At 63.5% G+C, this 26479-nt stretch carries 26 protein-coding genes, 1 pseudogene and 1 riboswitch; of the genes and pseudogenes, 8 read left to right on the forward strand and 19 right to left on the reverse strand.

Annotated features, from left to right (window positions below; genetic code table 11):
- Nucleotides 1-39 precede the first annotated feature (39 nt).
- The 5 genes from dxs to FJ941_RS18665 all read right to left on the reverse strand — a co-directional run bounded on the left by dxs (nt 40) and on the right by FJ941_RS18665 (nt 4554).
- Nucleotides 40-1977, reverse strand: coding sequence for a 1-deoxy-D-xylulose-5-phosphate synthase (dxs, locus tag FJ941_RS18645; RefSeq protein WP_181169866.1), 1938 nt, complete (start codon nt 1975-1977; stop codon nt 40-42).
- Between the two features lie 75 nt (nt 1978-2052).
- Nucleotides 2053-2973, reverse strand: coding sequence for a pirin family protein (locus FJ941_RS18650; protein ID WP_140507812.1), 921 nt, complete (start codon nt 2971-2973; stop codon nt 2053-2055).
- A 40-nt stretch (nt 2974-3013) separates the two neighbouring features.
- Nucleotides 3014-3280 carry a DUF2277 domain-containing protein gene (locus FJ941_RS18655; protein ID WP_140507814.1) on the reverse strand — a complete coding sequence of 89 codons (267 nt, stop codon included), beginning with the start codon at nt 3278-3280 and terminating at the stop codon, nt 3014-3016.
- 92 nt (nt 3281-3372) lie between these two features.
- Nucleotides 3373-3624, reverse strand: a complete 252-nt coding sequence (locus FJ941_RS18660) for an exodeoxyribonuclease VII small subunit (protein WP_015318808.1) — start codon at nt 3622-3624, stop codon at nt 3373-3375.
- Between the two features lie 3 nt (nt 3625-3627).
- Entirely contained in the window at nt 3628-4554 is a 927-nt protein-coding gene (locus tag FJ941_RS18665) for a histone deacetylase family protein (RefSeq protein ID WP_140507816.1), read from the reverse strand.
- A gap of 179 nt (nt 4555-4733) precedes the next feature.
- Nucleotides 4734-4916, forward strand: a riboswitch (cobalamin riboswitch).
- Between the two features lie 171 nt (nt 4917-5087).
- On the opposite strand from FJ941_RS18665, the pseudogene bluB reads away from it, so the two are divergent.
- Nucleotides 5088-5597, forward strand: a pseudogene (bluB, locus tag FJ941_RS29465) (5,6-dimethylbenzimidazole synthase); the annotation flags it as partial.
- A gap of 164 nt (nt 5598-5761) precedes the next feature.
- Here the strand turns inward: bluB and FJ941_RS18675 are convergent.
- Together FJ941_RS18675 and FJ941_RS18680 are read right to left on the reverse strand one after the other, a co-directional pair.
- Complete coding sequence (locus tag FJ941_RS18675) at nt 5762-6745, reverse strand: hypothetical protein (protein ID WP_246673875.1); 984 nt, start codon at nt 6743-6745, stop codon at nt 5762-5764.
- An 87-nt stretch (nt 6746-6832) separates the two neighbouring features.
- The gene (locus FJ941_RS18680) at nt 6833-7441 is read right to left on the reverse strand and encodes a TetR/AcrR family transcriptional regulator (protein ID WP_140507820.1); all 609 of its coding nucleotides are present in this window, start codon (nt 7439-7441) and stop codon (nt 6833-6835) included.
- A 119-nt stretch (nt 7442-7560) separates the two neighbouring features.
- Between FJ941_RS18680 and FJ941_RS18685 the strand changes: the two genes are divergently transcribed.
- Nucleotides 7561-8781, forward strand: coding sequence for an MFS transporter (locus FJ941_RS18685; RefSeq protein ID WP_140507822.1), 1221 nt, complete (start codon nt 7561-7563; stop codon nt 8779-8781).
- Between the two features lie 19 nt (nt 8782-8800).
- Here FJ941_RS18685 and ribB read toward each other — a convergent pair whose 3' ends face one another.
- The gene (ribB, locus tag FJ941_RS18690) at nt 8801-9901 is read right to left on the reverse strand and encodes a 3,4-dihydroxy-2-butanone-4-phosphate synthase (RefSeq protein WP_140507823.1); all 1101 of its coding nucleotides are present in this window, start codon (nt 9899-9901) and stop codon (nt 8801-8803) included.
- 108 nt (nt 9902-10009) lie between these two features.
- Nucleotides 10010-11110 (reverse strand): chorismate synthase, encoded by a 1101-nt coding sequence (gene aroC, locus FJ941_RS18695; RefSeq protein ID WP_140507825.1) that lies wholly within the window; start codon nt 11108-11110, stop codon nt 10010-10012.
- A 183-nt stretch (nt 11111-11293) separates the two neighbouring features.
- On the opposite strand from aroC, the gene FJ941_RS18700 reads away from it, so the two are divergent.
- On the forward strand, nt 11294-11557 hold the full coding sequence (locus FJ941_RS18700; RefSeq protein ID WP_023783490.1) for a DUF1344 domain-containing protein: 264 nt from the start codon (nt 11294-11296) through the stop codon (nt 11555-11557).
- A 124-nt stretch (nt 11558-11681) separates the two neighbouring features.
- Here the strand turns inward: FJ941_RS18700 and FJ941_RS18705 are convergent, their stop codons facing one another.
- From FJ941_RS18705 to FJ941_RS18720, 4 genes are all read right to left on the reverse strand, one after another.
- On the reverse strand, nt 11682-12269 hold the full coding sequence (locus FJ941_RS18705) for a histidine phosphatase family protein (RefSeq protein WP_140507827.1): 588 nt from the start codon (nt 12267-12269) through the stop codon (nt 11682-11684).
- A 52-nt stretch (nt 12270-12321) separates the two neighbouring features.
- Nucleotides 12322-13140, reverse strand: a complete 819-nt coding sequence (fabI, locus tag FJ941_RS18710; protein WP_140507828.1) for an enoyl-ACP reductase FabI — start codon at nt 13138-13140, stop codon at nt 12322-12324.
- Nucleotides 13141-13244: 104 nt separating this feature from the next.
- The gene (locus FJ941_RS18715; protein WP_140507830.1) at nt 13245-14177 is read right to left on the reverse strand and encodes a J domain-containing protein; all 933 of its coding nucleotides are present in this window, start codon (nt 14175-14177) and stop codon (nt 13245-13247) included.
- A 100-nt stretch (nt 14178-14277) separates the two neighbouring features.
- Nucleotides 14278-14739, reverse strand: coding sequence for an RT0821/Lpp0805 family surface protein (locus FJ941_RS18720; RefSeq protein WP_140507832.1), 462 nt, complete (start codon nt 14737-14739; stop codon nt 14278-14280).
- 40 nt (nt 14740-14779) lie between these two features.
- Here FJ941_RS18720 and pdxH point away from each other — a divergent pair, with 40 nt between their 5' ends.
- Entirely contained in the window at nt 14780-15397 is a 618-nt protein-coding gene (gene pdxH, locus FJ941_RS18725) for a pyridoxamine 5'-phosphate oxidase (RefSeq protein WP_140507834.1), read from the forward strand.
- Between the two features lie 11 nt (nt 15398-15408).
- On the opposite strand, the gene FJ941_RS18730 is transcribed toward pdxH, so the two are convergent.
- Both FJ941_RS18730 and FJ941_RS18735 read right to left on the reverse strand, forming a co-directional pair.
- On the reverse strand, nt 15409-16161 hold the full coding sequence (locus tag FJ941_RS18730; RefSeq protein ID WP_140507836.1) for a crotonase/enoyl-CoA hydratase family protein: 753 nt from the start codon (nt 16159-16161) through the stop codon (nt 15409-15411).
- Nucleotides 16162-16180: 19 nt separating this feature from the next.
- Nucleotides 16181-17950, reverse strand: a complete 1770-nt coding sequence (locus tag FJ941_RS18735; protein ID WP_140507838.1) for an acyl-CoA dehydrogenase — start codon at nt 17948-17950, stop codon at nt 16181-16183.
- Between the two features lie 210 nt (nt 17951-18160).
- Between FJ941_RS18735 and FJ941_RS29470 the strand changes: the two genes are divergently transcribed.
- The gene (locus FJ941_RS29470) at nt 18161-18406 is read left to right on the forward strand and encodes a hypothetical protein (RefSeq protein WP_140507840.1); all 246 of its coding nucleotides are present in this window, start codon (nt 18161-18163) and stop codon (nt 18404-18406) included.
- A 384-nt stretch (nt 18407-18790) separates the two neighbouring features.
- Nucleotides 18791-19903, forward strand: a complete 1113-nt coding sequence (locus FJ941_RS18750) for a glycoside hydrolase family 25 protein (RefSeq protein WP_140507841.1) — start codon at nt 18791-18793, stop codon at nt 19901-19903.
- Nucleotides 19904-19922: 19 nt separating this feature from the next.
- Here the strand turns inward: FJ941_RS18750 and purD are convergent, their stop codons facing one another.
- Both purD and FJ941_RS18760 read right to left on the reverse strand, forming a co-directional pair.
- Nucleotides 19923-21200 carry a phosphoribosylamine--glycine ligase gene (purD, locus tag FJ941_RS18755; protein ID WP_140507843.1) on the reverse strand — a complete coding sequence of 426 codons (1278 nt, stop codon included), beginning with the start codon at nt 21198-21200 and terminating at the stop codon, nt 19923-19925.
- Nucleotides 21201-21364: 164 nt separating this feature from the next.
- On the reverse strand, nt 21365-22186 hold the full coding sequence (locus FJ941_RS18760) for a phytanoyl-CoA dioxygenase family protein (RefSeq protein WP_140507845.1): 822 nt from the start codon (nt 22184-22186) through the stop codon (nt 21365-21367).
- Nucleotides 22187-22276: 90 nt separating this feature from the next.
- On the opposite strand from FJ941_RS18760, the gene FJ941_RS18765 reads away from it, so the two are divergent.
- A complete protein-coding gene (locus tag FJ941_RS18765) occupies nt 22277-23188 on the forward strand; it encodes a LysR family transcriptional regulator (RefSeq protein WP_140507846.1) in 912 nt (303 codons plus the stop codon).
- A gap of 68 nt (nt 23189-23256) precedes the next feature.
- Nucleotides 23257-24240: a 4-hydroxybenzoate octaprenyltransferase gene (ubiA, locus tag FJ941_RS18770; protein WP_181169872.1), complete on the forward strand. Its 984-nt coding sequence runs from the start codon at nt 23257-23259 to the stop codon at nt 24238-24240.
- Between the two features lie 37 nt (nt 24241-24277).
- On the opposite strand, the gene FJ941_RS18775 is transcribed toward ubiA, so the two are convergent.
- A complete protein-coding gene (locus FJ941_RS18775; protein ID WP_140507971.1) occupies nt 24278-24844 on the reverse strand; it encodes a DUF6101 family protein in 567 nt (188 codons plus the stop codon).
- Between the two features lie 190 nt (nt 24845-25034).
- Complete coding sequence (locus FJ941_RS18780) at nt 25035-26465, reverse strand: FAD-binding oxidoreductase (RefSeq protein ID WP_140507850.1); 1431 nt, start codon at nt 26463-26465, stop codon at nt 25035-25037.
- Nucleotides 26466-26479 lie beyond the last annotated feature (14 nt).

Below are 26479 nucleotides of genomic sequence, written 5' to 3' on the forward strand. Positions count from 1 at the left end.
TAAAGCCGGCAAACTGATCCAAGCTGTTCAGGTTTTGATTCAGGCGCGCTGGGCGCGGACCGTATGGCCGAGGGCCGTGAAAACAGTGCGCACGATCCCGGCGGCGTCGAGGCCGGCGTCGGCATACATCTTCTCCGGCTTGGCGTGGTCGGTGAAGGCGTCCGGCAGTACCAGCGGGCGTACCTTCAGGCCATTTTCCAGCAGTCCTTCATGGGCAAGGAACTGCAGTACATGGCTGGCGAAGCCTCCAATAGCGCCCTCCTCCACCGTCACCAGCACCTCATGCGAGCGGGCTAGCCGGCGGATCAAATCCTGGTCGAGCGGCTTGGCGAAGCGGGCGTCGGCAACGGTGGTGGAAAGCCCGGCCGCACCGAGTTCCTCGGCGGCGATGAGGCAATCCTGCAAGCGCGTGCCGAAGGACAGCAGGGCAACCTTGCTGCCTTCCCGGACGATGCGGCCTTTGCCGATCTCGAGAACCGAGCCGCGCTCGGGCATGTCGACGCCGACCCCGTTGCCGCGCGGATAGCGGAAGGCGATCGGCCCATCGTCATAGCTGGCGGCGGTGCGCACCATGTGGCGCAACTCCGCTTCGTCGGCGGCAGCCATCACGACAAAGCCGGGCAGGCTTGCCAGGAAGGTGGTGTCGAACGCGCCGCAATGGGTGGCGCCATCGGCGCCGACAAAGCCGGCGCGATCGATGGGGAAACGCACCGGTAGTTTCTGGATCGCGACGTCATGGACGACCTGATCGTAGGCGCGCTGCAGGAACGTCGAATAGATCGCCGCGAACGGCTTATAGCCTTCCGTCGCCAGGCCGGCGGCGAAGGTCACCGCATGCTGCTCGGCGATGCCGACATCGAAGGTCCTCGACGGGAACACCTCGCCGAACAGATCGAGGCCGGTGCCGCTCGGCATGGCGGCGGTGACGGCGACGATGCGATCGTCCTCGCGGCCCTCCTGGATCAGGCTTTCGGCGAACACCTTGGTGTAGGCCGGCGCGTTGGCCGGCGCCTTGGCCTGCGCGCCGGTGATGACGTCGAATTTATTGACGCCATGGTATTTGTCGGCGGCCGCTTCCGCCGGCGCATAACCCTTGCCCTTCTGGGTGACGACATGGATCAGCACCGGACCCTTGCCGTTGTCGCGGACATTTTTCAGGACCGGGATCAGATGCTCCAGATTGTGACCGTCGATCGGGCCGATGTGATAGAAGCCGAGTTCCTCGAACAAAGTGCCGCCGGTGACATAGCCGCGCGCATGCTCGACCGCGCGGGTGATGGCTCGATCGGCCCGCTTGCCGAGATAGGAGGTCAGTTTCTTGCCAAAGTCGCGCAAGCCGATATAGGCCTTGCCGGAAGCCAGGCGCGCCAGATAGGCGCTCATGGCGCCGGTCGGCGGCGCAATCGACATGTCGTTGTCGTTGAGGATGACGATGAGGCGGGCATCGAGCGCGCCGGCATTGTTCATCGCCTCATAGGCCATGCCGGCCGACATTGCGCCATCGCCGATGACTGAAATGACATTGTTGCGGCCGCCTGAAAGGTCGCGGGCGGCGGCCATGCCGAGACCAGCCGATATGGACGTCGAGGAGTGGGCGGCGCCGAACGGGTCATACTCGCTCTCGGCTCGGCGGGTGAAGCCCGACAGGCCGCCTTCCTGGCGCAAGGTGCGGATGCGGTCCCGGCGTCCGGTCAGGATCTTGTGCGGATAGGCCTGATGGCCGACATCCCAGATCAGCCGGTCATCGGGTGTGTTGAAGACATAGTGCAGCGCCACCGTCAGTTCGACCACGCCAAGGCCGGCACCAAGGTGGCCGCCGGTGTGGGAGACAGCATCGACCAGTTCGGCGCGCAGCTCGGACGCCAGTTGCGGCAATTCGCTCTCGGCCAGCGTGCGCAGCTCGGCCGGGACGCGAACCTTGTCGAGAAGCGGCGTATGCGGCGTTGCGTTCACGTTGGGCCCAGACTCTCTTTTCATCGGCGGGATAGGCCGCCGGCCGGCGAAAGTAAATGCGTGTCGGTGACGCGGACGGTCAGCCCCTCACCGCTCCGCTCAGCCTTCCGGCAGCGGAATGAACTCTTTCTCATCGCCAGGAACGATATCGAAGCGGCCGGTCTTCCATTCCTGCTTGGCCTGCTCGATGCGCTCCTTCGACGAAGAGACGAAATTCCACCAGATGTAGCGCTTCGAACCGAGCGAGGCGCCGCCGAACAGCATGAAATGCGCACCGGTTTGCGACGATATGACGATCTCGTCGCCGGGCCGGAACACCAGCAGCCGTTCGGCCGGAAAGACGTCGCCCGAAATCGAGACTTCGCCCTCCAGCGTGTAGATGGCGCGCTCTTCCGCATCGGCCGGGATTTTGACGCTGGCACCGGGCCCCAGCCGCAAATCGGCGTAGAGCGTGTCGGAATCTGCCCGCACCGGGGACCGCAATCCTTGGAAGTCACCGATGACGACGCGGCCGCTGACGCCTTCGGCATCGATCTCTGGAAGCCGCAGCGCCGCTGTGTTCTCGAACACCGGTGCAACCTCTTCCTTGCCGTCCGGCAGAGCCAGCCAGGTCTGCAGGCCGGAGATCGACATCGGCGCGCCGCGCAATTCCTGCGGCGTGCGCTCGGAGTGGACGATGCCGCGGCCCGCAGTCATCAGGTTCACGTCGCCGGGCTCGATCACCATTTCGGTGCCGAGCGAATCGCGATGCCTGATCTTGCCATCGAACAGATAGGTCACGGTCGACAGGCCGATATGCGGGTGGGGACGGACATCGAGCGCCTGGCCGGTGCGCATGATCGCGGGGCCCATGCGATCGAAGAAAATGAACGGCCCTACCAGCCTTCTCTTGGCGGTCGGCAAGGCGCGGCGCACCTCGAAGCCGCCAATATCCTTGGCGTTGGGGATGACCATCAGTTCGATCTGGTCGCTGGCGAAGGCATCGCCGGCCTCAGGGTCTTTCCCCGGGAAGAAGCTCATGAACTCTCCTGGTCAGCGCTCGGTGGCCGCTTTGGACATGTCAGGCGAACCGGATCGCCGCCTTTGCTCTCAGTTTGGCTGCCACCTCTTCGCGATTGCGCGGCTGCTGGTGGGTTTCGAGGGAATCAAGCAATTCGCGTGCGGATGCCGCGATGGCTTCGACCGCATGATCGAACGCATGCTGGTTCTGTTTCGACGGTCGCGTCGTTCCACTGAGCTTGCGGACAAACTGGAGTGCCGCGCCGCGGACTTCGTCATTGGTTGCCGGCGGATCAAAATTGAACAGGGTCTTGATGTTTCTGCACATCGCTTCCGTATCTCCTCTTGTCCGTTTCAATCGGGACGAGTTGTATCCTCAATCATGATCGTGTTCAAAAATCGGTAAGCCTGCTCCGGACCTCAGTCCGCGTCGAGCGGCTCGGTTCCAACCGGCTTGCCGTCGCGCGACAGCCTGATCTTCTCGACCTTGTCCTCGGCGGCCTTCAGTAACCGGTCGCAATGCACCTTCAGCGCCTCGCCGCGTTCGTAGATCCGGATCGACTGGTCGAGCGGCACGTCGCCACGCTCCAGATCATCGACGATCTTCTCCAGCGCGTCGAGTGCCTGCTCGAAGCTCATCGCCTTGACGTCTTCGTTGATCTCACCAGTCATCATTCATCCTTTCATCAGTCGCCCGACATGGGCGCCGACCGAAAATGCCAATCCCTGCAGATCGTAGCCGCCCTCGAGCACGCTGACGAGCCGGTTGCCGCTATGGCGTGCGGCGCGCTGCATCAGTTGGCCGGTCGCCCAGTCGAAATCGTCCTCGGTAAGATTGATCTCCGCCAGCGGGTCGCGATGGTGCGCGTCGAAGCCGGCCGAAATGATGATCAGGTCGGGGGCGAAATTATCGAGTGCCGGCAGCACGCGCGACAGGAAAGCATCGCGAAACACCTCGCTGCCGGTCTGCGGCGCCAGCGGCGCGTTGACGATGTTGCCGGCGCCGGTCTCGTTCTTCGCGCCGGTGCCGGGATAGAGCGGCATCTGGTGCGTCGAGCAATAGAGCACCGAGGGATCGTCCCAGAAAATATCCTGCGTGCCGTTGCCGTGGTGCACGTCCCAATCGACGACGGCGACACGCTCCGCGCCATGCTTCTTCTGCGCATAGCGGGCAGCGATAGCCGCAGTGTTGAAGAAGCAGAAGCCCATGGCCGTGTTCTTTTCAGCATGATGGCCAGGCGGCCGGGCGGCGACGAAGACATTGTCGGCGCGGCCCGCAAAGACGTCGTCGACGGCGGCATTGGCGGCGCCGATCGCGGTGATCACCGCCTGCCAGCTCTTCGGGCTGGCGGTGGTGTCGGCGTCGATGCGGGCGAGGCCTTCAGCGGGAATGGCGGCGCGCACGCGCGCGACGAAATCGGCGGGATGCGCATAGAGGATGGTCGCCTCGTCGCCTTGCGGTGCCTCGGCGCGGTCAAGCGCGGCAAAAGCTTCGTCGTCGAGCACGCGCTCGATGGCGCGCAAGCGGTCGGGCCGCTCGGGGTGACCTGGCGGGGTGATGTGTTCGAGGAAGATCGGGTGCGTGTAGAGACGAGTGGCCATGTCCCCCTATCTAGTGCCCCGGCGCCGTGATGGCCATGCGTTGCGGCTTGATCGCTGGGGAAAATCACGGCTGCGTCCATTCATGTCGCTGCGGGCATTGGCGTCGCCGGCGCTTCGGCGTAAGGTCGCCGCCACTGCCTGGTGCCCGCCGGTCTGTTTGTTTTAGCCGCATTCTGCGACGCCAAGTGATTCCACTTGGCTGCAAATGCTCTGGCGGGAGAATCGGGAACACGGTTTGATACCGTGGCGTGCCCAACGCTGTGAGGGGGACCGCGCCGGTAAGTGCCACTGTCGATGACGGGAAGGCACCGGACGCGGGTTGATCCCGAGCCAGAAGACCGGCCTGGCAGGCATCGTCATCCGCATGGTCAGGCGGATGGCATCAGAACGACGTGCGCCCTCCTGGACGCACAAAGTACGCTCTGGGAATTTGAACTGCTGCAATCGCAAGGGGACAAGCGATGCCGGAAGCTATGACCGCTCCAACGGCCAATGGATTTGATCAGATCGCGCGCGACGCGGTTTACCGCGCCATGTTCACGCGACGCGACGTCCGCAGCCATTTTACATCGGAAGCGATCGACGACGAGGTGCTGGCGCGGCTGCTGCTTGCCGCCCATCACGCGCCATCGGTCGGCTTCATGCAGCCTTGGAATTTCATCGTCATTCGCGATGTCGCGCGACGGTCGAAGGTGCGCGACCTGTTCCTTGCCGCGCGCGAACAGGAACTGCCGGCAATCGAGGCGGACCGGCGGGCGCTCTACCGCAAGCTCAAGCTCGAAGGCATTTGCGAAAGCGCGCTCAACATCTGTATCACCTGCGACCACGAGCGCTCGAAAGGCTCGCCGCTGGGACGTTGGCACAATCCGGAAATGGATCTCTACAGTACGGTCTGCGCGGTACAGAATTTCTGGCTGGCGGCACGCGCCGAGGGCGTTGGCGTCGGCTGGGTCAGCATCATCGAGGCGCAAGCGCTGAAAAGTCTGCTGTCTATCCCCGACCACGTGACGCCGATCGCCTATCTCTGCGTCGGCCGTGTCTCGGAGTTTGCGCCGAAACCGGACCTCGAAACGCACGGCTGGGGCCGACGGCTGCCGCTGCCCGAACTGATCATGAGCGAGACTTTTTGCGGCCAGGGTGAAGCCTCGCTCAAATCTACGGTGGCCCGCCTCAACACCGTCGCCGCTGCGCCGGCAAACCCCGCCGATCAGCGCGTCGCGCCGGCCGTGCCCCAGCGCGAACCGTCGAAGGTGGAGAGTGCCTTGCGCTTGAGTTCCCGGAACTTCGACGAGGCATCGGCCAGCCGTGCGTCCCAGGCGGCATCGGGCACCTGGCCCTCGATGGTCTTGAAATAGACCTGCATCAGGCACGCGATGGCGAAAGGTTCGATGAACGCCGCCTTGAAGGCCCAGGCAAAGACAATGGCCAGAACGAAGGCCCAGCCGGCGAGCTGTCCGGGCATGACGTAAAGAATGGCGGCCGCCGGAGCCAGCATCAGCAGGAAGATGACGAAGGAGACCCCCCACATGATCAACGCCAGCCAGACTGCGTTCTTGACCATGATCTTGCCGTTCTGGGCGTAGAGCACGACGCCTTGCCGTGCGGTCTCGAAGGGTGAGGACGAATTGATGCGGATGTTGTAGCCGAGAATGATCTCGTCGACATAGGTCAGCGACAGGCGGATCACCGTGTTGAGGAACGAGACCAGGCCGCTCAGGCCCGGAATGGGCAGGAAAGCCGCAATGCCGCCCAACAGGCCGGTGATGGCGCGGATGGCGCCCTTGACCAGCTGGTCGACGACGAAAAGGATGTTCGCTTCGGCAAAACGCTCGGTCACAACCTCTTTCGCGTAGGCGATCTGGTTCTGGCCGTCGGGTACGTCATGGCCGTCGATCAGATGCACCATGACAGCGATATGGCCTGCCTTGACGACGTAGAGGATGTATTCGCGGATCCAGTAGACGGCGATCGAGACGAGGCCGAAGCCAACAATCCCGCCCCACATGGCAAAGGACAGCGGCCCATCGGGATCGGTGGAGATATGGCCGACGCCATAGCCGACGGAGGCGCCCGTGCCGGTGGCCATGATATAGGCCAGCGTGATGCCGAAATAGACGATCATGCGAAAGACGATGAAAGGCCAGGTCCGCATCATGATGGACACCGACCTGCCGATATCGAAATCCCACATGCCCCGAATCCCCCAGAGGTGGCTGTGGAGGATGCGCCCAAACCGTCTATTGTCAATTGCAGGCGGTGGCGGGAGCGCCACGGTGGCTCAGTTTGGCCGCGCTTCCGGCTTTTCGAGCAGGCCTTCGAGCAATTGCTTGAACGCTGCCACCACCTTCCTCGACGTCGCTTCGGGATCGTTCGAGTTGGCGATCCGCTGTGCGGCCTGGCTGCTCGCCCCGTTGATCAGCCGCGCCGCGGTCTCGGGATCGAGGCCCGGCACGACCACCCCCTCCTCTTGCAGCGCGGTCAGATGATCGGTCATTGAACCGACGCAGGCATTGGCATTCGACCACTGTGCCGGATCGCCCAGCACGGCCGGACCGTCCCGGAACATGATGCGCTGGATTTCCGGCTCCAGCGCCATTTCGATGTAGGTCGTGCATTCGTCGACGAAATGCTGCCAGCGGGTCGGCGCCCTCGACGCGACCTCATTCACCCGCGCGGCCATTTCCGCATCGATTTGCGCGATAACCGCCTGCAGCAGTCCCTTCTTATCGCCGAAGTGATGATAGAGGGCGCCGCGCGTCAGTCCGGCCGATGCGGTGAAATCGTCCATCGACGCTTCGGCATAACCGATGGTGCCAAAGGCTTGGCGCGCCGCGGCGATCAGCTTGGCACGCGTCTCGGCGATCATCTCCTTGCGGGGTCGGTGCATGCTCTGGCCTTATCTACATACGCTCCGTATGCCAATTGACATACGCGACGTATGGTCTATTTGAGACTTATACGTCTCGTATGTAATTGTCGAATCGCCCCTTGTCGAGGAACAGGATCATGCAAAACCCCTACTCGGAAATCTTTCGCGCTCCTGGCGCCAGGGGCTTTGCCGCCGCCGGCTTCATGGCGCGCCTGCCGATCGCCATGGCGCCGATCGGCATCGTGGCGATGCTGTCGCAGACGCGTGGCGAATACTGGCTGGCGGGTGCGGTTTCGGCGACATTCGCCTTGGCCAATGCTTTCCTGGCGCCGCAAATATCGAGGTTGGTCGACCGCCTCGGCCAGACGCGGGTTGTCGTCCCCACCACCATCATCTCCGTGCTCGCATTCACGGCCCTGATCGCATCGGCCAATCGGGACTGGCCGATAGGGACGCTATTCGTGTCGGCATTGCTGGCCGCGGCGATGCCAAGCATGCCGGCCATGATACGCGCGCGCTGGACCGAGATTTTCCGGGGCCGGCCCGAGATGAACACCGCCTTCGCCTTCGAGTCGGCGGCCGACGAACTGGTCTACATCGCCGGCGCATCGCTGTCGGTTGGTCTCAGCGCCGCGCTATTCCCGGAAGCGGGCGTGCTCGTCAGCACGCTGTTCCTGGCCCTGGGCTCGATAGCCTTCATTCTGCAGCGTTCGACCGAACCGCAAGTGCGACCGGTGGACCATGGCTCAACCGGCTCGGCTATCCGCCTGGGGCCGGTTCAAATCATCACCTTCGCCATGATCTTCATCGGCGCGACTTTCGCGACGACGGAGGTGAGCACGGTGGCGATCACCAAGGAACTCGGCCAGCCAGGCGCCGCAAGTCTCGTCATCGGCGTCTATGCGCTGGGCTCCTTCGTGCTCGGCATCATCATCGGCGCGCTCAATCTGACGGCACCGCTGCAGCGCCAGCTCGCCATCGCGGTCGCGTTGGTCGCGCTCGGCACACTGCTGCCGCTTACCGCCAGCACCGTGCCCGTGCTCGCGCTGACTGTCTTCATCAGCGGCGTGGCGATCTCGCCGACCTTCATCACCGCCTTCGGCCTGATCGAACGGCATGTGCCTGAGACGATGCTGACCGAAGGCATCACCTGGGTGACCACCGGCATCGGCATCGGCATGGCGCTCGGTTCGTTCGCTGCCGGCGCCGTGGTGGATGCGTTCGGCGCCCAGAACGGGTTCTGGGTTTCGGTGGCATCAGGCGTTATCGCACTGGTTACGGTGCTGCTCGGCCAGCGCAGCCTCGCCACCCATGAATGCGAGTTGGAAGGATGCGAGGCGGCAATCCCGGCCGAGTGACAGCCAGGATTTCTTGAGCTCAGATAATCTCGGTCTTGGCGATGTGGATGCCAAACCCTTCGAGACCGACATAATGGCGTTCGCGCGAGGCGATCAGGTTGATGGAGGAAATGCCGAGATCCTTCAGGATCTGCGCACCAAGGCCGATCTCGCGCCATTCGCTCTCGCGCCGGCGCGCCTCTTCATGGTCCTCGCGATCGCCCGGCGCCGGCCGGTTGCGCTCCTGGTGGGCGACGCCGACCGAGCCCTCGCGCAGATAGACGATGACACCGCGCTTGCGCTCGCCCATCGCCTTCATGATGCCGTCGAGGCGGTGGCTGGTGCCGAACACATCGGTTACGACGTCCTCCGAATGCAGTCGCACCGGGACGTCCTCGCCGTCGCGGATATCGCCGAAGACGATGGCGACGTGATGCATCGTGTCCCAGGGCAGCGTGTAGGTGAAGACCTGCGCCTTGCCACCCAGCGTCTCGATGTCGGAACAGGCGACGCGCTCGACCAGCGTTTCCTTGCGCTGCCGGTAAGCGATGAGGTCGGCGACCGATACCTGCTTGAGACCGTGCTCCTCGGCGAAGGCCGCGACCTGCGGGCCGCGCTTGACGGTGCCGTCATCATTGACCAGTTCCGAGATCACGCCGATCGGCGGCAGGCCGGCGAGCCTGCAGAGGTCGACCGCGGCCTCGGTGTGACCCGAGCGCATCAACACGCCGCCTTCGCGCGCGATGAGCGGAAAGATGTGGCCGGGGCGGACGAAATCGGAGGCGCCGACATTGCCGTTGGCAAGATTGCGAACGGTCAGCGTGCGGTCGTCGGCTGAAATGCCTGTCGTGGTGCCATGCTTGAAGTCGACGCTGACGGTGAAGGCGGTCGTGTGGGCCGAATCATTGTCGGCCACCATCGGCGCGAGGTTCAGCCGCTTGGCCTCCTCGCGCGGCATCGGCGTACAGACGATGCCCGACGTGTTGCGCACGATGAAGGCCATCTTCTCCGGCGTGCAGTGGACGGCGGCGACGATCAGGTCGCCCTCGTTCTCACGCCCGTCATCGTCCATGACGACGACGATCTCGCCGCGTTCGAAGGCCCGAATTGCTTCGACGATTTTCTTCTGGTCGTAAGGCATAAAGCGCTCGTTTCACTCGCAGGGAGTAGGGGAATAGGGTAGTGCGGGATTAGGGAAAAGGAAAATTTGGCCGTTTTGGCGTGGCAGCCAAGCTTAGTCCCCTAGTCCCTATCCCCTTCCTGTCTGTCCTCGGTGCCGCAGATAGTGGTCGGCGATGGCGCAGGCAACCATGGCCTCGCCGATCGGCACGGCGCGGATGCCGACGCAAGGGTCGTGGCGACCCTTGGTCATCACCTCCACGTCGTTGCCGTCCTTGTCGATCGATTTGCGCGGCGTCAGGATCGACGACGTCGGCTTCACGGCAAAGCGCGCGACGATCGCCTGGCCGGTGGAGATGCCGCCGAGGATGCCGCCGGCATTATTAGACAGGAACACCGGCTCGCCGTCATTGCCCATGCGCATCTCGTCGGCATTCTGCTCACCGGTGATGCGGGCGGCCTCGAAGCCGTTGCCGATCTCGACGCCCTTGACGGCGTTGATCGACATCAGGCCGGAGGCAATGTCCTGGTCGAGCTTGGCGTAGATCGGCGCGCCGAGGCCGGGAGGCACGCCGTCAGCGACGATCTCGATCACCGCGCCGACCGAGGAGCCGGCCTTGCGAATGGCGTCGAGATATTGCGTGAAAACAGGAACGGAAGCGGGATCGGGGGTGAAGAACGGATTTTCCGCGTCGCCGATGAAATTCCAGTTCCAGTTGGCTCGGTCGATCGACTTTTCGCCCATCGACACCAACGCGCCGCGCACGACCATGCCCGGCACCACCTTGCGGGCGAGCGCGCCGGCGGCGACCCTGGCCACGGTCTCGCGTGCGGAAGAGCGGCCGCCACCGCGATAGTCCCGTACCCCGTATTTGGCCTCGTAGGTGTAGTCGGCATGGCCCGGCCGGAACTGGCGGGCGATCTCACCATAGTCCTTCGAGCGCTGATCGACATTCTCGATCAGCATCGAGACTGGCGTACCGGTAGTGATCATCGTCGCGCCGTCCTCGTCGAGGACGAAGCCTGAGAGGATCTTCACCTCGTCCGGCTCGCGGCGTTGGGTGACGAAGCGCGATTGGCCGGGTCGGCGCTTGTCGAGTTCGGCCTGGATTTCATCGCGCGTGAAACGGATACCCGGCGGACAGCCATCGACCACGCAGCCGAGCGCCGCGCCATGGCTCTCGCCCCAGGTGGTGACGCGGAAAAGATGGCCAAACGTGTTGTGAGACATGGAAAGTGCCCTGCCCGGCATCGAAACCGGCTGAAGCCAGCCTTCTATTGGCGTTTTCCACAGTGGTCAAACTGTGATCTGGCGGATTTAGTTTTGACACATTCGGTTGGTTTCTGCTCTGCTCCATTCGCCGTTGAGGATCCGCCGCCACCCAGGCCGGCGCAATGACCAAAGAGGACGATGATGCGTACCCTGATTGGCGCTGTTGCCGCCACGCTGCTGCTTTCCACCGCCGCCTTTGCCGGCCAGACCGAAGGCCTGATCAAGAAGGTCGACAAGGACGCGTTGACGCTGACGCTTGATGACGGCAAATCCTACAAGCTGAACGCCGAGACCGATCTCGACGCGCTGAAGCCAGGCATGGACATCGTCATCGCTTACGATGTGACCGATGGCGAAAACGTCGTCACCGACATGCAGTTGCCGGGAGACAGCGACACGAACTAAAGCGCGTCGCGTCGAAACGGATTCATGCGACACGCTTTAGGTCGTGTTTTTGTGCATGTCGTCTTCCCAAAAACCGAGGTCACTTTGGGCGACATGCGTTAGGAATTGGCCTTTACCAGGCGTCCTAAAGCCATTCCAGGCTGTTGCCTTCGAGTTTGAGCACGCGATCGTGCGGTATCTCCAGGTTCGCGGCCTCGTCCTCGGGCCTATCAAGCACGAAGCGAAACAGGGCGCGCATGACACCGCCATGCGTGACACAGATCGTCTTGCGGTCGATCTCGTCGAACCATGGCTTCACCCGCTCAAGCAGCATCTGATAGCTCTCGGCACATTCGCCCGGCGGCTGAAAATTCCATTTGTCGCGTGCACGCGTCCTGCTTGCCCCGGGAGACCGGGTATCGAGCTCGGCAAAGGTAAAGCCCTGCCAATCGCCGAAATTGACTTCAATGAGCCTGATATCGGTTCGATAGGCGAGCGGATCGAGCTTCATGGCGGCGCGGATGCGCTCCATCGTCTCGCGCGTCCGCCTCATTGGGCTGGCGACGAAGTCGAACTCGTTGGGATCGCCGATGAGTTCGGCCAGCCGATGGCCGTTTCTGGTCGCCTGCTCGCGGCCGAGGGCATTGAGATCGGTATCGGCCTGGCCCTGAAGCCGGAACTCGGCGTTCCACGCGGTCTGGCCGTGGCGCGCGATATAAACCAGCGGGTACATCAGCTCTTCCGGAGATCGGGCCAGGGCCTGGACGGAGGATAGGCGGAGAGAACTAATCCTTGACCGTCGAAATATCCGGCGCGTCGACCGCCTTCATGCCGACGACATGATAGCCAGAATCGACATGGTGCACCTCGCCGGTGACGCCACGCGACAGGTCGGACAGGAAATAGACGCCGGAATCGCCGACTTCTTCCTGCGTGACTGTCTGCTTCAGCGGCGAATTGTATTCGTTCCACTTCAGGATGTAGCGGAAATCGCCAATGCCGGAGGCGGCAAGCGTCTTGATCGGGCCGGCGGAAATCGCGTTGACGCGGATCTTCTTGGCGCCAAGATCAACCGCGAGGTAACGCACGCTGGCCTCGAGTGCCGCCTTGGCGACGCCCATGACGTTATAGTGCGGCATCACCTTCTCGGCGCCGTAATAGGTCAGCGTCAGCAGCGAACCGCCCTCGGTCATCAGCGCTTCGGCGCGCTTGGCGATGGTGGTGAAGGAATAGACCGAAATGTCCATGGTGCGCAGGAAATTGTCGCGCGTCGTCTCGACATAACGGCCGGTCAGCTCGTCCTTGTCGGAAAAAGCGATGGCATGGACGAGGAAGTCGAGCTTGCCCCAATGCTTGGCGACATTGGCGAAAACCTCGTCCAAGCTCGCGGAATCGGTGACGTCGCAATGGCCGGCGACAAAGGCGCCCAGTTCCGCCGCCAGAGGCTCGACCCGCTTCTTGAAGGCTTCGCCCTGATAGGTCAGTGCGATCTCGGCGCCGTGATCGACGCAGGCCTTGGCAATGCCATAGGCGATCGACCTGTTATTGGCGACGCCAAGAATAAGGCCGCGCTTGCCGGCCATTAGGCCCTGTCCACCCGCCATGTCAGCGCTCTCCGCAAGGTTTCTCTTTGTGGAGTGCCTATCGCACAGGCACACAGCCCCTTCAAGCGTTCAAACCGGACAGTTCGGGGGACAAAAGCTCTTGATCAGCCTTTTTGGCCGCGCAACAGCGTTTCCAGCGCGCTGTCGCCGCCTTCCGGCAGCATGATGCGCACATGGGCATAGAGATCGCCATGGCCGCCGGCCTTCTCCGGCAAGCCCCTGCCCTTGAGCCGCAGGACCTTGTCGGAACTGGACCAAGCGGGAACGTTGACAGCGAGCCTGCCGGTCGGCGTCTCGACCGGCACCTTGGCGCCCAGCACAGCATCGGCCAGCGAAACCGGCAGATCGGCGTGCAGGTCGCGACCCTCGATGCGGTAGCGCGGATGGCGGCGGATGTGGATCTTGACCAGTGCGTCGCCGGGCTGGCCCGGTCCCTGCTCGCCCTGGCCTTTCAACCGGATGGTCTGGCCATCCTCGACATAGGCCGGCAGCTTGACCGCCACCTTGCGGCCGTCCGGGAACATCGCCGTGACCTTTTCGGCGTTCGCAGCTTCCTCGATGGTGACGTCGAGCGTGACGTTCAGGTCAGCTGATGTCGCCGGCTGGCGGCGGTCGCCTGCCCCTGGCCCGCGTGCGCCTGAAAAGGCATCGCCGAAAATCTGGCTGAAGATGTCGCTGTTGCCGTCGAACGGATCGCCACCGGGGCGGCCCGAGCGGAACTCGAATCGCGAGCCGCCGGCGCCCTGTTGCTGGCGGCGAAACCCGGCAAAGGGGTCACCGCCGCCGGCTGCACCTTCAAAACCCTGGAAACGCGGCTTGCCGTCGGCATCGATCTCGCCACGATCGAAAGCGGCACGGTTCTTCTCGTCGCCGATGACCTCGTAGGCCTGATTGGCCGCGGCAAAACGGTCCTTCGCCTTGGGATCATTCGGATTCTGGTCCGGATGATGTTTCTTTGCGAGTTTCCGGTACGCCGATTTTATGTCCTTGGCCGATGCGTTCTTTGCAACGCCCAGCACCTCATAGGGGTCGCGCATGCTTCCTGCCCTGGAAAAGGAGTGAGTCCATACTTGCCCCCTATATGCGCTCGCATAGGAAGAAATTCCAGTAGCGGTGCATCATATCAAGGCCGGAAAATCAGAGTGCCTTGAAGCCCTGCATGCGCCAGCCGCCGGCGCTGGCAAGACAGAGTTCGCCCTCGAACATGGCAACGCCGTCAAAGCTCTCGCGCGAAGCCCTGAAGCGGCGGCAGGTCTGGCCGCTGTCCTTCAATTCCGCCAGTTCCGTGATGGAGCCGCGCGAGCCGGTGCCGGCATTCGCCCAAGGCACGGCCTGGCCACTGAGTTGCTCGATGTCGGCGGAGGATACCGCATTGCCGATCGTCGTCTGGTCGGAGTCGCGATCCGAATCGGCCGGCTTGGCCGAAGCCGATGTGCTGCTGGTCAGGATCGAGCGGTCGACTTCGGCTTTGTCCAGGCTGAAGCCGCCCGCACCGCAGCCGGCAAGCGGCAGGGCGATTGCCACGATCGCCGCTTTCGCGCTGGCTGAAGCGATAACGCCCCATTGCCTGCTGTCAAAAGCTTGCGCGATACGCGACAATCGGCAACCTCCCTGATCTCGTGACAATTTGAGAAAAACTATGAGTGACACAGCGTTAATAACCAGTGACTTTACCGAAGCGGCCGAGCCGTTTCGTCTCTTTGCCGCATGGCTGGACGACGCCACCAAGAGCGAAATCAACGATGCCAACGGCGTGGCGCTGGCGACCGTCGATGCCGAGGGCATGCCGGACGTACGGATGGTGCTGCTCAAGGGGTTCGATGAAAGCGGCTTTGTGTTCTACACGAATTTCGAGAGCGCCAAGGGCCAGGAGATTCTAGGCAGCATGAAGGCGGCGATGTGTTTCCACTGGAAATCGCTGCGCCGCCAGGTCCGCATTCGCGGTCCGGTGGAAATCGTCAGCGACGCCGAGGCCGACAGCTATTACGCAACGCGGCCACGCGGCAGCCGCATCGGCGCCTGGGCCTCGAAGCAGTCGCGGCCGCTGGAAAGCCGCTTTGCCCTGGAAAAGGCCGTCGCGGAATACACAGCGCGCTACGCTATCGGCGAGATTCCACGGCCCAAGCACTGGTCGGGCTTCCGCATCGTGCCGAAGACGATCGAATTCTGGCACGACAGGCCGTTCCGGCTGCATGACCGAGTGGTCTTCTCACGCGACGCCGATCGTGGTTGGAGCAAGACGAGGCTTTATCCCTGAAAGGGTAAGATTCAGCCCTTTTTCCTGGTCATGAATGCCGTGAGGGCCGCGCGCGCCTCATCGGATTTCAGCCGCTCACGGAAATGCTCGCTCTCCACTCCGATGCGGGCAACCAGATCGTCGCGTGAGCCGCGCATCAGGTCGCGCGCGATCTTGAGAGCCTGCGGGGGCTTGGCCGCGATCTGGCCGGCTGCCGAGAGGACCGAGGCCTCCAGAGCGCCCTCCTCGACCACCTCGTAGATCACTCCAGCGGCCTTCGCGCGCTCGGCCGAGAAGCCTTCGCCGAGGGCAAGCAGCGCAAACGCAGCTTGCTGACCCAGGATGCGCGGCGCCAAAAGGCTCGATCCAGCCTCCGGCACGAGGCCGAGATCGACGAAGGGCGTGCGGAACACGGTGCGTGGCGTGGCGAAGGTCAAATCGCAATGCAGGTTGATCGTGGTGCCGATGCCGACCGCGATGCCGTCGACGCCAGAGACGATGGGTTTTTCGACCCGGGCCAACGCCAGCAGGAAATCCCAGACTTCCGTGCCACCATCGCCGCCGGTAGCCATAACCATGAAATCGGCAAGGTCGTTGCCGGATGAGAAGGCCCCGGGCACACCGAGAAAGACATGAACGCGGACCGCCGGATCGGCGTCGCCTTCGGCAAGGGCCGTCGACATCTTGGCATACATGGCGCGCGTCAGGGCGTTCTTCTTGTCCGGGCGGTTCATGCGGATGATCTGGATGGCGCCCTGGCGCTCGACGAGGATGTGGTCTGTCACGGTCTTTTCCTTGTGAAGGTCAGGCAGAAATCAGTGCCTTGCCGGCAGCAGCCAGGCTTTCGGCGCCGCCGATCACGCGCTCCTTCAAAGCGCCGACTTCGCCAAGCAGGTTTTCGGCGAAGAAGCGGCAAAGCGCGATGCGGCCCTGGTCGGCGAGAGCGGCCCGCGCCAGATAGGCGCCGCCGGCGGCCAGCGAGATCAGCCTGAGATAAGGCGTCGCACCCGCCAGCGCCTCCTCCGTCCGGCCGTCGGCCGACGATTTCTGCAGGAAGCGCGTTGCCTGCGTCAAATCGAAGAGCGCCTGATCGAGAGCATCAGCGGTGCGGCCAAACCCTTCGAGGTTCGACGTTCGCACCGCATTGGCAATACCAGCCAGTTCGTCGATATAGCCATGCACGTGCTCGCCGCCACCAAGCGGCAGCTTGCGCATCACCAGATCGATCGCCTGGATGCCGTTGGTGCCTTCATAGATCGGCGCGATACGCGCGTCGCGGTAGAGGGCTGCCGCACCCGTTTCCTCGATGAAGCCCATGCCGCCATGCACCTGGACGCCAAGCGAGGCGACCTCGACGCCGACATCAGTGGAAAAGGCCTTGGCGAGCGGCGTCAAGAGAGTGGCACGGTCGCGCCAATGCGCCGCCTCGTCACCATACGATACGCGCGCGAGATCGATGGCGTGGGCGCAGGAATAGCTGATCGCGCGGGCGATCTGTGTCAGCGCCTTCATGGTGAGGAGATTGCGCTGCACGTCCGGGTGATGGACGATCGGCGCCAAGCCGGTGCCACCAAAACTTGCCGCCTTGCCCTGACGCCGGTCATTGGCATAGGCGATCGCTTTCTGGGTCGCGGCTTCCGCGACAGCGACGCCCTGCATGCCGACGCAAAGCCGCGCATTGTTCATCATGGTGAACATGCAGGCGAGGCCCTTGTTCTCCTCGCCGATCAGCCAGCCGATGGCGCCGGGTTGGGCACCCTGGAAACCATCGCCATAAATCATGGTGCAGGTCGGCGAGGCATGGATGCCGAGCTTGTGCTCGAGGCCGGAACAGAAGACGTCGTTGCGCGCACCCAGCGTGCCATCGTCGTCGACCAGGAATTTCGGCACCAGGAACAGCGAGATGCCGCGCGTTCCGGCCGGTGCATCGGGCAGCCGCGCCAGCACCAGATGGATGATGTTGTCGGTGAAATCGTGCTCGCCATAGGTGATGAATATCTTCTGGCCGAAGATGCGGTAGGTGCCGTCGCCGGCCGGCTCGGCGCGGCTGCGCAGGGCGGCGAGATCCGATCCGGCCTGCGGCTCGGTCAGGTTCATCGTGCCCATCCACTCGCCGGAGACGAGCTTTGCCAGATATTTCGCTTTGAGGTCTTCAGAGGCGTGCTGGTCCAGCGCTTCGACCGCGCCCATCGTCAGCGTCGGGCCGATGCCGAACGCCATGGCGGCCGAATTCCACATTTCGAGCGCGGCGACGCCGAGCATGGTCGGCAATGCCTGACCGCCATACTCTTCCGGCCCGGAGAGCGCGTTCCAGCCGCCTTCGATCCAGCGGCGATAGAGTTCCTTCCAGCCCGGCGGGGTGGTGACGACCGCGTCCTTCAACAGGGCGCCTTGTTCGTCGCCGATCTTATAAAGGGGTGCCATCTCCTCGGTGGCGAAGCGGCCAGCTTCGCCAAGGACGGCATCGACCAGATCCTCGCCAAGATCGCCGAACGCACCGGCATCGATGGCCGATTTCATGCCGGCGACGTGCTTCAGGGTGAACGCAATATCCTCGACCGGTGCCCGATACATGCCGCTCGATCCTCCTGATGCACCGGCCTCGCCGACCCTAGAGCCAGTGCCGCCGCAAAACCATCCGCCTTTGGGCGGTCTCCCATTTCTTTTTACGTAAACGTCAAAATTTGTCACGCGGATTTTGCAATCGGGCCGGCCTATATTAAATTCGACCGATGTCGGATCAGATCGAACGGCGACAGAAAACCAGCCGACCGGAACATTCCAATGCTTGCTAGACCTGACGCCTATCGCTGTATTGGCTGTATTGAATGCGGCTTATCCTATCGGGCAGCGGGATTTTCCTACTATCACGGCGACGTGGCAAACGGTGCCGCCTACTGGTCGGATCGCGGCATATTGTGCTCGCCGCGATGCTCGCTTGCCCACCACCGCAAACGCGCCGCCGAAGGGACATTGCAGCAAGAGCCCGCGCCGGACCCGTTCGAATTTCAGCCGCTCAGCCAGCGGTGAAAGCTGGGCCAGAGGAGACATGATGCCAAACAAGCAGGCCGTTATTGCGCGGACCCGGTCAGCGCTGCCCTCCCCTGACGAGGCCGCAGTCATGCGCCTCTCAATCGAGGATCAGATCGCCTTGGCGTAGGCGATTGTGAATCCGCCCGAACCGAATGAAGCGCTACGCGCAGCCGCCAATGCTTACAAACGGCTGGTCGTGGATTCCCGGTAAATTTCGCGCTTGCCAGCTATCTGCCAAGGACCGCGTCGATTCTGGCCATTCCCGAAGCATTTCCTTAACCATAGCGGTCCAGGATTTGCCTTTGATCAACGGGGATTCCCTGTTTGAAAAGGACGGCGTGTTTCCTTCGCCGCACAGCTCTTCTCGCTCTTGCGGCGACAATGGCGCTGTCGATGGCGGCAAAGGCTTCGGACTTTTCCGAGCCGTGGAAGAGCGCCGACCGTGCCCTGGTGGTCGATGCCTACGAGTACAATTCCATCGACTGGGCCCGGCTTGCCACCGACAAACGCATCGTCGCTTTCATCAACAAGGCGTCCGACGGCATGCCGCCGCCCTACTTCTGTTTCGGCAGCGACACCGACGTGAAGCTGTGCAAGGCGCTGTGGAAACGCCACGCGGTGACGCGCGAATTGTTCCTGACACGCAGGGTCGTGGCCAAGGCGCTCGGCATGAAATGGGGCGCCTATCATCTCGCCCGTCCCGGCAATCCGGTCGAGCAGGCCAACAATTTCCTCGATTTCGCCGACCCCGCGCCGGATGATCTCATGGCTCTCGACCTCGAGGGCAACGATCCCTCGCAATGGATGTCGCTCGAGGACGCCGAGGAGTTCGCGCGCCAGGTGCATCGGCGCGTCGGCCGCTTCCCGGTGCTCTACACCAATGGCAAGACCGCACAATATATCGCCGACAACCGCTACAAATACCGGCTCCTGTCGCGCCTGCCTCTGTGGTACGCGCGCTACAAGCCCGACATTGACGTGCATTTTCCGATGGGCAACTGGCAAGGCTACGCGCTCTGGCAGTTTTCGGCGCAGGCCAATTGCGGGCGCTTCCGTTGCCCCTACAGGGTTGCCGGCACGCCCGACAACATCGACGTCAACGTGGCGCCCACGGATGCCGTCACGCTACGCCAGCAATGGCCTTTCGGCGGCCTGATTGACGTGCCTCCCGATTATCTTGCCAGCGTGCCGGTGCCGCTCTCGCGGGAAGCCGCTCTGGCCGGCAAAGCGACCATCATCTATGCCGATGTGGCGACGCCGCCGACATTCGAGGAAATGGCCGCCGTGCTCGGTTCGCGCTGGTCGAAATTCCGCGACGGGTTCCGCATGCCTGTCGTGAAGACGGTGCCGCGACGGCCGGGCTTCGGTATTGTCCAATATGTCGCCTGGAAGCGGGCCGGGCAGCGTTCACCCGAGCAACTCGACGCCGCCTTCGCAGCGGCCGCCGACCCGCTGAGCACGGCCTCGACAACTCTCGACCGCGGCCAGCGGTAGCCGCCACCCGGTCGGAGCTTCAGCCTGCCTGCTCGCGCGCCACGGCCTGCCAGCCGATGTCGCGGCGGCAGAACCCGTCCGGCCAGTCGATCCGGTTGAGCGCGGCATAGGCCCGCGCCTGCGCCTCGCCAACGGTGGCGCCGGTCGCCGTGACGTTGAGCACACGGCCGCCATTGGCGACCAGCGCGCCGCCATTGATGGCTGTACCGGCATGGAAAATCTGGACGCCTTCCCCCGCGGCGTCCTCGACGCCGCGGATGACGGAGCCTTTCTCCGGTGTGCCGGGATAGCCCCTCGCCGCCATCACAACGGTCAGCGCCGCCTCGTCGCGCCAGCGCACGGAGGTATGCGCAAGCTGGCCGTCGACGGCGGCATTGAGCAGCACCAGAAGATCGTCCTTCAGCCGCATCATCAACACCTGGCATTCAGGATCGCCGAAGCGGGTGTTGTATTCGATCAGCTTCGGCCCGTTTTCCGTGATCATCAGCCCGGCGAACAGAATGCCGGCGAAAGGCGCACCGAGATCGGCCATGCCGCGCATGGTCGGCTCGATGATCTCGCGCATGGTGCGCTCGATCATGTCAGGCGTCATCACCGGGGCCGGCGAATAGGCGCCCATGCCGCCGGTGTTGGGACCGACATCGCCGTCGCCGACGCGCTTGTGGTCCTGCGCGGTGCCGAAGGGAAGCGCCGTTGTGCCGTCGCAGAGGCAGAAGAAACTCGCCTCCTCGCCGGTCATGAATTCCTCGATCACCACCTCCGCCCCGGCGGCGCCGAAGGACCCGTCGAAGCATGAAGCGAGTGCCGCCTGCGCTTCATCCATCGTCATGGCGACGGTGACACCCTTGCCGGCTGCGAGCCCATCGGCCTTGATGACGATCGGCGCACCCATCTTCTCGACATAGGCCTTGGCGGAGGCCAGATCGCCGAACCGGCCATAGGCGGCGGTCGGGATGTTGTAGCGGGCGCAGAGATCCTTGGTGAAACCCTTCGAGCCTTCCAACCGCGCGGCGGCCTTCGAAGGCCCGAAGACGCGGATGTTTTCGGCGCGCAGATCATCGGCGATACCGGCGACCAGCGGCCCCTCCGGACCGACCACGACGAGATCGATTTTCTTCTCGCGGCAGAAGGCGGCTACGGCGGAATGATCGGCGATATCGAGCTTCACCAGTTCGGCCTCGGCGCCGATGCCCGGATTGCCGGGAGCCGCGTAGAGCTTGGTCAGCAGCGGTGAAGCGGCGATCTTCCAGGCCAGCGCATGTTCGCGGCCGCCGGAGCCGAGAAGAAGAACGTTCATGGCCACCTCATGATGCCGACTATCCCATAGAGAGAACAACCCGCTATTGCTCTCTGGACGACGGGTCAAGGCATCAGGGTGGATTGATCGGAATTGCACACGGGAACGTTATGCCTGCCGAATAGGGGGCGCAGGCCACCGGCGCCCCCTATTCTGGCTCTCGTTCAGCCCTGATGGACCATCGGGAACCAATCCTCGCGCAGCTTCTGCCCCGGCTGCATGCCATGACCGTGATAGGGCGGCGAGGTGCGGCCCGGCCGCTCTACATAATGGGCATCGTCGCCGACCCAGCGCAGCGACAGCGCCCGGCGCCGGGCCGCGGTCATGTTGCCGCGCGCGCCGTGCGCCGTCCTGAAGTCGAACAGGATGGCGTCGCCCGGCTCCATCTCCCACTCGATAACTTTCATCGATGGATCGTTGTCGGGATCGGGCACCGGACGATAATCACCCTCGGCGGCGTAGAAATTGCCGTCGTCCAGCCAGCGTACCGGCAGGATCATCTTGTCCCATTTGTGCGAGCCGGCGATCAGACGCAGCGTCGCCTCCTTCACCGGATCGATAGGGATCCAGAAGCTCACCGTCTGCTGGCCGTCGACGAAATAATAGGGAATGTCCTGGTGCCACGGCGTCGGCTTCTGCGTGCCAGGTTCCTTGACCAGAACATGATCGTGGAAGAACTGCGCGGTACGCGACTGCATCACCGCGGCTGCCAGTCGCGCCGCGGGCGATTCGCGCACCACCTTGACGAATTCGGGAATGCGCTCCCAATTGCAGTAATCGTCGAAAAAGCTGCCGCGGCCATTGGCAATGTCGGACGCCGTGGCGCTGCGGTTCTGCATGTTGCGCTCGATGCCGGCGGCGATCGTGTCGACCCAGCCCTTGAAGGCGCCGCGGACACAGACCGCCCCGTCGCGCTGGTAGTCGGCGATTGTCTGCGCATCGATGATTTCGGTGTCCATTGCCGGTGTAGCGGTTTGGGAAGCCATGTTGTCCTCCTTTCAGGATCGAGGCGACTATCGCAACGGCGGCTCATTCAGTAAAATAATAACTTCTCATCTGACACATAGGTTTGAACTATGAGTCTGACGCTCACCCAGCTACGCTATCTCGTCGCCGTCGCCCGCCATGGCAGCGTCACGGGCGCGGCCCGGGCGCTCAACATTTCGCAACCGTCTATTTCGGTGGCGATCGACGCCATCGAAAAGGATTTCGGCCAGAAACTGTTCGTGCGCCAGCGTGGAAGCGGTGTCTCGCTGACCTCCTTCGGTCGTGTTGCCGTGGCAAAGGCAAAGCAGGTTCTTGCCGAGACAGACGAACTCCTGGGCCTGGGAAAGGTCAACTCGGCGATCGGCGGCGAGCTGGTGCTCGGCTGCTTCGAGGATCTGGCGCCCTATTTCGCGCCGGGTCTCATCCGCGCCTTCTCCGAACGCCATCCAGCGGTCGCCGTCATCGTCCGCGACGAGACGTTCGAGACGCTCGGGCGACGCCTGGGGGACGCCGCCGTCGATCTCGGCCTCAGCTATGATCTCGGCCTGCCGTCGCATTTCGCCCGCATCCTGCTGCACGAGCTGCGGCCGCATGCGCTGTTGTCGGCGGGCCATGCGCTGGCGGACCGCCCCGAGGTCAGCCTGGCGGATCTGGCCGCCTACCCGCTGATCACGACCGACCAGCCGCATAGCTGGCAGCATATGCTTGACCTGTTCCGCAGCCGTGGCCTGTCACCCGTCGCCGACATGCGCACAAGCTCGTTCGAACTCCAGCGCAGCATGGTGGCGAACGGCTTCGGCGTCGCGGTCAGCTATACCCGCCCGCATGGCGACCACAGCTATGACGGCTTGCGCCTCGTCTGCAAACCGCTGTCGGATCCGCTGCCCATGCAGCGCATCATCCTCACCCACGATACGCATCAGCGCGTGTCGAATGCGGCGCTGGCTTTCATCGAGGTGGCGAAAGTCTGGTTTTCCACACGCGACATCTTCACGTCGTGACGGGTGGACGGACGCTCCTGCCCTGCTTGCCGCTTGACGGTTTCCGCCGCTGCTGCCACTCCATGCCAATGGAACCTGTCCAGTCGAAAGCGTCCCAGGGCCGCGTCTCCGATGCGCCGAACCGCCATTGGGTCTACCGCGTGCTGCCGCGCGCGATCTGGCCCTATGCACAGCTTGCACGGTGGGACAGGCCGATCGGCTGGCAGTTGCTTTTGTGGCCATGCTGGTGGTCGGCCGCACTGGCGGCGAGCGCCTATCCCCGGCCTGGCGACCCGCTGCTTTCGCTGCTGCCGGCGCCACTCTATCTCGTGCTGTTCCTGATTGGCGCCATTGCCATGCGTGGCGCCGGCTGCACCTATAACGACATTGTCGACGAGCACATCGACAACCAGGTCGAACGCACCCGCTCACGCCCGCTGCCATCCGGCCAGACCACGCGCCGGCGGGCCTGGCTGTTTCTTGTGCTGCAGGCCTTGGTCGGCCTGGCGGTGCTGTTGCAGTTCAACAGCTTCGCCATCCTGCTCGGCGTCTGCTCGCTCGCGATCGTCGCCGTCTACCCATTCATGAAGCGGATAACCAACTGGCCGCAACTGTTTCTCGGTTTTGCCTTTTCCTGGGGCGCGCTGATGGGATGGGCGGTCGAGTTCGGTGATCTCGATGGTCCCGCCATCATGCTCTATATCGGTTCGATCCTGTGGGTGATCGGCTACGACACGATCTATGCGCACCAGGACAAGGAAGACGACGCCATTGTCGGCGTGCGTTCGACGGCGCGGCTGTTCGGCGACAACACCAAGGCATGGCTCGCGGGGCTCTATGGCGGTACGCTGATCTGCTTCGCCATCGCCTTCGCCTCGGCACAGGCCCCGGTGGTGGCACTGGCGGGACTGATCGCCGCCGGCGCCCACATGGCCCGGCAGATCGCGGTTCTGGATATCGACAATCCAGACCAGTGCCTGCGGCTGTTTCGGTCGAACAACCAGGTCGGCTGGCTGATCTTCCTCGGCCTGATCGGCGGCGCGCTGTGGGTGGCGCTGAAGCCGCTGGTGTAGCGGCCCCAGTGTCGGCAATCCGGAACAGTAAAGGTGCTTATTCCCGCGCAATGATCTCCTGGCCGCCGATGACCAGCCTGAGGCCGAGGTCACCGGGTCTGCGGCGGGCAAGGAAGCGGGGGCGGCGCATATTGGAAACGCGGCCCTTGCGGCGCTCCCGCGGCGGCAATGTCTTGATGGCGGCGCCGAGCGATTCTTCCAGGGTGCGGGCGACGCCGTCGGATTCGATCAACAGCATCGGCAGGCGGTAGGCATCGGCCCAGGCGCGCCAGTCGGCGGCGACGTCTTCGAGATCGTCAGCCACCAGCAGCGGCACCGACAACATCGGATCGTTGTGCAGGAGTTCAAGGGTCACCGTGACATTGCCTTCCGGATCCTCCATAGCACGAGCGGCGACACCGCGAAATGCATTGGCGGGCAGCACAATGATCGCCGGCAGGCCGCTCATCTCGAGCAGGCGGCGGATCACGGCGCCACGCTGGTCGATGGTGAAGGTCACGTCGCCGTAATCGTCGCGTGTCGCGTAGCTCACTACCTGCGGCAGGCGGAATGGGTCGAGACGCATGTTGCGTCCCGCCCAGACTGGCTTCAATCCAGTGTTCACGTTCATAGAGCGCCTTCCTGTCTGTCTCCTGAGAGCCGGTGTCCGGTTCTCTCCGGGCCAGTTTTCCCGGCCTCGTTATGGGGAAACAGTAGCGCCGGCTCCTTACCGCCGCGCTTAAGAAAGTCGGTTAAATTTTGCTGATCTCAGGGATGGTTATCGGAATGCCACCAGCCACAAGATGTTGAAAGGATCAGATAACCTTACCAGGATTCATGATGCCGGCCGGATCGAAGGCAGCCTTTACCCGGCGCATCAGATCGATGGCCGTCGGCGGCGCGGTGGCGATCAGTTCATCGCGCTTCAACTGACCGATGCCGTGCTCTGCCGAGATCGAACCATGCAGGCTGCGCACCACGTCATGCACGGCCTTGTTCATGGCATGATAGAGCGCCAGAAATGCCTCGTCGTCGCCGTCGACGGGCCGCGAGATGTTATAGTGGAGGTTGCCGTCTCCCATATGGCCGAAACAGACCACCCTGGCGCCAGCACTGACCGAGGCTACCGCGCCAGCGGCCTCCGCGATGAAGCGCGGTATCGATGCGATCGGCACTGAAATGTCGTGCTTGATCGAAGCGCCTTCCGGCTTCTGCGCCTCGGGCAACAGCTCGCGGAAATCCCAGAAGGCGTCGCCCTGCCCGAGGCTGGCGGCGATGACCGCGTCGCCGACGAATTCCTGCTCGAGGCCCGCGGAAAGCACGTCCTCGATCAGCGCCCGAGAATCCTCCGATGAGCGGCCGGACGATACCTGCATCAGCACATACCAGGGCCAATCCTCCATCAGCGGCCGCGTCACGCCCGGGGCATGCGCCAGCGTGAAATCGTATGGCCGCTTGCCGATCAGTTCGAAGGCGGTGAGCGCTGCCCCGGCGCGGTCCATGGCCAGGCTGAACAGGGAAAGAGCGGCCTCGGGCGACGACAGGCCGACGAAGGCGACGTCGCGCCCCTTCGGCTTCGGAAACAGTTTGAGCACGGCGGCGGTGATGATACCGAGCGTGCCTTCGGCGCCGACGAACAGGTTCTTCAGGTCGTAGCCGGTATTGTCCTTCTTCAGCTTGCGCAAATCGTCGAAGACCTCGCCGGTCGGCAGCACCACCTCGACGCCGAGGCAGAGTTCGCGCGCATTGCCATAGGCAAGCACGCCGGTGCCGCCGGCATTGGACGACAGATTGCCGCCGATCTGGCAGGAGCCTTGCGCGGCGAGCGAGAGCGGGAACAGCCGGTCGGCGGCGTCGGCCGCTTCCTGCAAGGTCTGCAGGATGACACCGGCCTCGACCGTGACCGTGTTCGACAAGACATCGATCTCGCGGATGCGGTTCAGCCGTGACAGCGACAGGACGATTTCATGGCCGGATTTGTCCGGCACCTGCGCGCCGACCAGCCCGGTGTTGCCGCTTTGCGGCACGATTGGCGTTCCGGTCTCTGTCGCCAGCCGCATGATCCGGCTGACCTCGTCGACGCTGCCCGGCCGCAGCACCAGGGACGTCGCGCCATGCCAGAGGCCGCGTCGCTCGATCAGATAAGGTGCGATGTCCTGCTGGTCGCGCAGCGCATATTTGTCGCCGACGATCGCCGCGAAACGATCGACGAGAGCGGGATCGAGTGTCTTTGCAGTTTCGGTCATCTGGCAAAACTACG

Source organism: Mesorhizobium sp. B2-3-13, assembly GCF_006442195.1.
GTDB lineage: Bacteria > Pseudomonadota > Alphaproteobacteria > Rhizobiales > Rhizobiaceae > Mesorhizobium > Mesorhizobium salmacidum.